The organism is Nocardioides sp., from assembly GCF_031422975.1.
Taxonomy (GTDB): Bacteria; Actinomycetota; Actinomycetes; order Propionibacteriales; family Nocardioidaceae; genus Nocardioides.
The window spans coordinates 1-5,415 of record NZ_JANPEO010000527.1 but is presented as its reverse complement, the minus strand read 5'-3'; the positions used below and the strand labels follow the sequence as shown (position 1 = coordinate 5,415).

General features: G+C 69.3%; 6 protein-coding genes. 3 read left to right on the top strand and 3 right to left on the bottom strand.

Annotation, left to right across the window (positions count from 1 at the left end):
- The 3 genes from RMO85_RS15735 to ychF all read right to left on the bottom strand — a co-directional run.
- A partial coding sequence (locus tag RMO85_RS15735; protein ID WP_310529666.1) for an EndoU domain-containing protein occupies positions 1–343 on the bottom strand: 343 nt, incomplete at its 3' end.
- Positions 343–564, bottom strand: a complete 222-nt coding sequence (locus RMO85_RS15730; RefSeq protein ID WP_310529665.1) for a hypothetical protein — start codon at positions 562–564, stop codon at positions 343–345. The genes RMO85_RS15735 and RMO85_RS15730, both read right to left, overlap by 1 nt.
- Positions 565–695: 131 nt before the next feature.
- Positions 696–1,772, bottom strand: a complete 1,077-nt coding sequence (gene ychF / locus RMO85_RS15725; protein ID WP_310529664.1) for a redox-regulated ATPase YchF — start codon at positions 1,770–1,772, stop codon at positions 696–698.
- A gap of 151 nt (positions 1,773–1,923) precedes the next feature.
- Here ychF and RMO85_RS15720 point away from each other — a divergent pair, with 151 nt between their 5' ends.
- From RMO85_RS15720 to RMO85_RS15710, 3 genes are all read left to right on the top strand, one after another.
- Positions 1,924–3,522, top strand: a complete 1,599-nt coding sequence (locus tag RMO85_RS15720; protein WP_310529663.1) for an FG-GAP-like repeat-containing protein — start codon at positions 1,924–1,926, stop codon at positions 3,520–3,522.
- A gap of 21 nt (positions 3,523–3,543) precedes the next feature.
- Complete coding sequence (locus RMO85_RS15715; RefSeq protein ID WP_310529662.1) at positions 3,544–4,068, top strand: PH domain-containing protein; 525 nt, start codon at positions 3,544–3,546, stop codon at positions 4,066–4,068.
- Positions 4,065–5,415: PH domain-containing protein (locus RMO85_RS15710; RefSeq protein WP_310529661.1), on the top strand; the 1,351-nt coding region annotated here is incomplete at its 3' end. The genes RMO85_RS15715 and RMO85_RS15710, both read left to right, overlap by 4 nt.

Sequence of the window (5,415 nt, the reverse complement as noted above, 5' to 3'; positions counted from 1 at the left end):
TCCAGATCTGGTTGTTGCGGATCAGGACTTCAACGTCGATGCCACTCCGAGTGCCGCTGACGAAGAAGTCACCCGCCCGATCACCGGGTCGCCAGACTAGTGATGGGTCGGTCGCCACGTCCGAGATCTCGTGCATGATCCTGTCGTCTGACCAACCTGACGGGAACTCAGACTTCTTGGGGAACCCAGTACCGGGACGATGGCCCTCTGCCAGGACGGTCGGTGGCAACAGCAGCGTCTCCCCTGCCATGTGCAGGTCGCGGAAGAGGTTGTTTGCCGCGAAGTGATGCTCGTCCCGATGGTTCGAGAGGGCCACGATCGGCCCGGTGTCGCAGACGATCACTACGCGCGTTCGCTGCCGAAGCCTCGCGACAGCACCGCGTCGACGTACTCGGGTGACGACCCAGCGACGGGTCCGTCCTTGAGCATGCCGACGAACTTGGGTGGCCAGGTGCTCTTCGGCTTCTTCGTGGTCAGTCGGCGGACCTCCGCCAGCACGACCTCGACCTGATCGTCAGGCAAGCCCTCGATCAGGTGGATGAGCTCGTCGCGGTTCGCGGTCATGGGATCCAGTGTAGGCGACCGGACCGACACACCGCCCGAGCACCGAGTCGAGGTAAGGGCCCCAGATTCTTGCGGACTCTGTGCGGACTGACGACACCTACACCCACCCTGACCTGCACAAACGCGCCGATTCACACGTTGAAGCGGAACTCCACGACGTCGCCGTCGGCCATGACGTAGTCCTTGCCCTCGATGCGCACCTTGCCGGCCTCCTTGGCCTTCTGCATGGTGCCGGCGGCCATCAGGTCATCGAAGGAGACGATCTCGGCCTTGATGAAGCCCTTCTGGAAGTCGGTGTGGATGACACCGGCCGCCTCGGGCGCGGCGGCGCCCTTGCGGATCGTCCAGGCCCGCGTCTCCTTGGGCCCGGCAGTCAGGTAGGTCTGAAGCCCGAGGGTGTCGAAGCCGACCCGGGCGAGCTGGTCGAGCCCGGATTCGGTGATGCCCATCTCGGCCAGCATCTCGTGCGCCTCCTCGTCGGAGCCGAGCTCCACGAGCTCGGACTCGAACTTCGCGTCGAGGAAGATCGCCTCGGCGGGCGCCACCAGGGCTCTCATCCTTGAGAGCAGGTCCTCGTCGGCGAGCTCGTCGGCGTCGCAGTTGAAGACGAAGATGAACGGCTTGGCCGTCAGCAGCGAGAGCTCGCGGAGCAGCTCGCGGTCGATCGCAGTGTCGATGACCGGCGTTCCGCCCTCGAGGGCAGTCAGCGCCGTACGCGCAGCATCGAGGACCGCAACCTTCGACTTGTCGCCGCGGACCTCCTTCTCCAGCCGCGGGATCGCCTTCTCCACGGTCTGGATGTCGGCCAGGATCAGCTCGGTGGCGATGGTGCCGATGTCGGAGGCGGGATTGACCTCACCGTCGACGTGGGTGACGTCCTCGTCGCGGAAGACGCGGGTGACCTGGCAGATCGCGGCCGACTCGCGGATGTGCGAGAGGAACTTGTTGCCCAGCCCCTCGCCCTCCGAGGCGCCCCGGACGATGCCTGCGATGTCGACGAACTCGACGGTCGCGGGCAGCAGCTTCGCCGAGCCGAACACCTCGGCGAGCTTGGCCAGCCGGTCGTCGGGGACACCGACGACGCCGACGTTGGGCTCGATCGTCGCGAACGGATAGTTCGCGGCAAGCACGTCGTTGTTGGTCAGGGCGTTGAACAGGGTCGACTTGCCCGCATTGGGGAGTCCGACGATACCGATGGTGAGAGCCACGGGCCGGGAGTCTACGGCCGAGCAAGTGGGGTGGGCGATTCGCCGGCCGCCGGGCCGCGGGCTCGCGACTTGCACAGAGTTGGCATCGCCTTGTTCACTCGAGATGTCCCCCTGAAGATCAGTCTCACCCGCTCCGACCTCCCAAGGACTCATGCCTTCCTGGCTCCAAGAGCTGCTCGTGCTCGTCTCCCTGCTGCCCTCGACCGTCGCCGGCGTTCCGGCCCTCGAGGTCCCGACGCTGCCGGTCACCGGCGGCGTGGCCGTGACTGCGGCGAGCCCGGTGCTTGCCGACGGGTTCGATGCGCCGTACGCCGATCGCTGGACCCACCTCGAGACGTCGAGCGCCGACAAGGTCACCCAGACCACCGTGGACGGCCGCACCGCGCTCGAGCTGCGACCCGAGGCACACCTGCAGTACAACACCGAGGTGCCCTTCGAACCCGGGACGACCTACCGCGCCAGCGCCACCTTGAAGATGCCGAGCGAGACCGGGGTGCACACGTCCTTCTGGCTGCGCACCAACGACCTGCAGCGTGCCGGCGAGATCGACGTCGTCGAGAGCTGGGGCGACCAGAACCAGTGCAGCCGGGTGCAGGTCGCCTACTACTGGCGCTATGCCCCACCGATCGGCGACGTGAAGTGCGCCGGCGGCCGCTATCCCCGGGACATGGACGCCTGGCACACCTATGCAGTCGAGTTCACCTACCAGGGCCCCGGCCAGGACCCGGCCGCCGAGACGACCACACCGACCCGCTTCTTCGTCGACGGCGAGGAGACCTGGTCCACCACGCACGCCCCGGTCACCGCCGAGCACCTGCGTCTGCAGAACAAGCGCAACTGCCCCGACGAGGAGCAGCCGACCTGCGGCAAGACGTCGACCTCGCCCTCGATGTACGTCGACGACGTCACCGTCGAGGTCGTCGGCCGAGCCCCCGCGGCCGTCCCGGCCGACCTGACCGCGATTCGGACGACCGAGACCGGCGTCGAGGCCCACGTCCTGAGCGCGGTCTCGGGGTACGCCGCCTACTCGAACCTGACTCCGCTGCCCCTGGCCGGGCGCGGGTGGAGGTTCACGGGCGGCGACTACGACGGAGACCGGGCGCAGGACGTCTACGCGATCCGGATGGCGGGCCGCAACACCGCGCAGGTCCAGGTGCTCGACGGCGGGGACCTGCTCCACTCATCCCTCAGTCACGCCACCATCGTCGATCGTCGCGGCGGACTGGGCCGGACCCGATTCCTGGCCGGCGACGTCGACGGAGACGGGCGCGACGACCTCTACCTCGTGTCCAACGGGTCCAACGGACGGGCCCACCTGACCGTGCTGGACGCCAGCACGGGCTTCCAGACCCGGCTGGCCGACGTGGATCTCCCGGCGCCCTCGCTGCCCCGGGACCGCTGGCGGATCACCGCCGGCGACTACGACTTCGACGGGCGTGACGACCTCTACCTCGTCGACACCCAGGCCGGCGAGCAGACCGCGGTGCACGTGCTCGACGCCCGGACGGAGTTCATGTCCTGGCTCGCCCAGACCAACACCGTGGCCCCCGCGCTCGGCTCGACCTGGGTCGCGACGGCCGCCGACGACAACGGGGACGGCCGGGCCGACCTGGTGCTGGTGGACCGGGACGGTGGGGGTGCCACCGAGACGCACGCGCTCGACGCGGCGACGGGCTTTGCGACGTACACCCGCGAGCTCCGGACCGTCCTGGGTCCGACCGCCGACAGCACCTGGACCATCGCGGACTGAGGCGCCTCGTAGGCTCACCGCATGAGCCAGGCGACCGATTCCGTAGCCCTGCGCGAGCCAGCCCACCAGGTCTCGCCGCGCGCCGTGACCTATTGGCGGGTGAGCGCCCTGATCGGCGCCGCCGTGGAGTGGGTCATCGCCGTCGCGGTCTACGTCTTCGCTCTGCCCGCCGTGTTCGATGCCCCCGACCGGCCGTGGTGGACGACCGTGATCTTGGTGGCGGCGCTCGTCGGACCCCTTGTGCACTTGCTGGTGATGCCCCCATTGCGCTACGGCATCCACCGATGGGAGATCACCCCGGCGGCCATCCACACCCGCTCCGGCTGGCTGAGCATCGACAGCCGCGTCGCCCCGCTGAGTCGCGTGCAGACGGTGGACTCGACCCAGGGCGCACTGATGCGGGTGTTCAAGCTGGCCTCACTGACCGTCACCACCGCGTCGGCGGCAGGACCGATCACCATCGACTGCCTCGACCGTGAGGTCGCTCGACAGCTCGTGCAGGAGCTCACCGAGATCACCGGCGCCAGCGAGGGCGACGCCACGTGACCGAGCAGCGGCCTCCCCTCCCGACCGTTCCGTCCGAGGTGGGCTGGCAGCGACTGTCGCCGCGCAACCTGTTGATCGACCCGGTCAAGGTGGTGGGCCAGTTCGCCTTTCCCGCCGCCGTCGCGCTCGTCGGCATCAGCTCGGGGGGCGGCGGCATGCCCTGGTGGGCCGTGCCGCTCGTGGTGGTCGGTGCCGTGGCCTTCGGGGTGCTCCCATGGCTCACCACGTACTACCGGACGACCGACACGCAGTTCCAGATCCGCAGCGGGCTGCTGAACAAGAAGACGAAGACCGCCCCGCTCGACCGCGTCCGCAGCGTCGACCTCGAGGCGTCGTTGCTGCACAGGGTCGTCGGCCTGACCAAGGTCCAGATCGGTACCGGCGTGGACGACGACCGGATCACGCTCGACTCGGTCACGGCTGCCGACGCGGCGGGACTGCGGTCGTCCCTCCTGTCCAGACGCTCGCCAGCGGCGACGCCCACCGCGCCGGAGGCTTCGACGCCCGCCGGCGGCGACGAGCCGTTCGGCGGCGCGCACGAGGCTCCACAGGCCGCGCGCGTGCTCGCGGAGATCGACTGGGCCTGGCTCAGGTTCGCGCCGTTCAGCCTTGCGCGGCTCGTCGTGGTCGCCGCGGCCGTGGGCGCGCTGTCGCAGTTCGGCGACCAGCTTCCGGTGGCGGACACGGCCGCGTCCGCGTGGACCTGGGTGCACCGGTTCGCGCTCGCGCTCGTCATCGGCGGACTCGTCATCGGCGGGCTCACGAGCTGGGTGATGGTCGCCGTGACCGGCTACATCGTCCAGTGGTGGAACATGCGGTTGACGCGCGAAGCCGGCTCACTGCATCTGACCGCCGGCCTCTTCACGACGAGGTCGATCACCGTCGAGGAGCAGCGCGTCCGCGGTGTCCAGATGAAGGAGCCAGTGCTGCTTCGTCTGGTCGGCGGCGCCGAGCTGTCGACGTTGGCCACCGGCGTCGGCTCCGGCGGTGTGACCGCGATCCTGCCCCCGTGCCCCACGACCGTGGCCCGGTCCGTGGGCTCCGACGTGCTCGAGACACCGGCGCCGATGTCGGTGCCACTCGTCGAGCACGGCCCGGCCGCACGGCGTCGCACCTGGATTCGACACCTGTGGGGGTCCTTGCTGGCCACCGCGATCCCGCTGGGGGCCATGATCTGGGTCGATGTCCCGCTCTGGGTGCCCCTGGTCGTCGCCCTGGTGTCGCTGTCCTTCGCGGCCGTCGCCGCCGAGGCGTCGTACCGACATCTCGGTCACGCCACGACGCCCGATCACCTGGTCGTGGGCAGTGGCGAGCTGACCCGGGTGCGCACCGTGATCGAGCACGACG

Bases quoted from the DNA above. Each gene is read 5' to 3' on its own strand.
- RMO85_RS15730 (WP_310529665.1), bottom strand. From the start codon at position 564: ATGACCGCGAACCGCGACGAGCTCATCCACCTGATCGAGGGCTTGCCT.
- RMO85_RS15720 (WP_310529663.1), top strand. From the start codon at position 1,924: ATGCCTTCCTGGCTCCAAGAGCTGCTCGTGCTCGTCTCCCTGCTGCCC.
- RMO85_RS15715 (WP_310529662.1), top strand. From the start codon at position 3,544: ATGAGCCAGGCGACCGATTCCGTAGCCCTGCGCGAGCCAGCCCACCAG.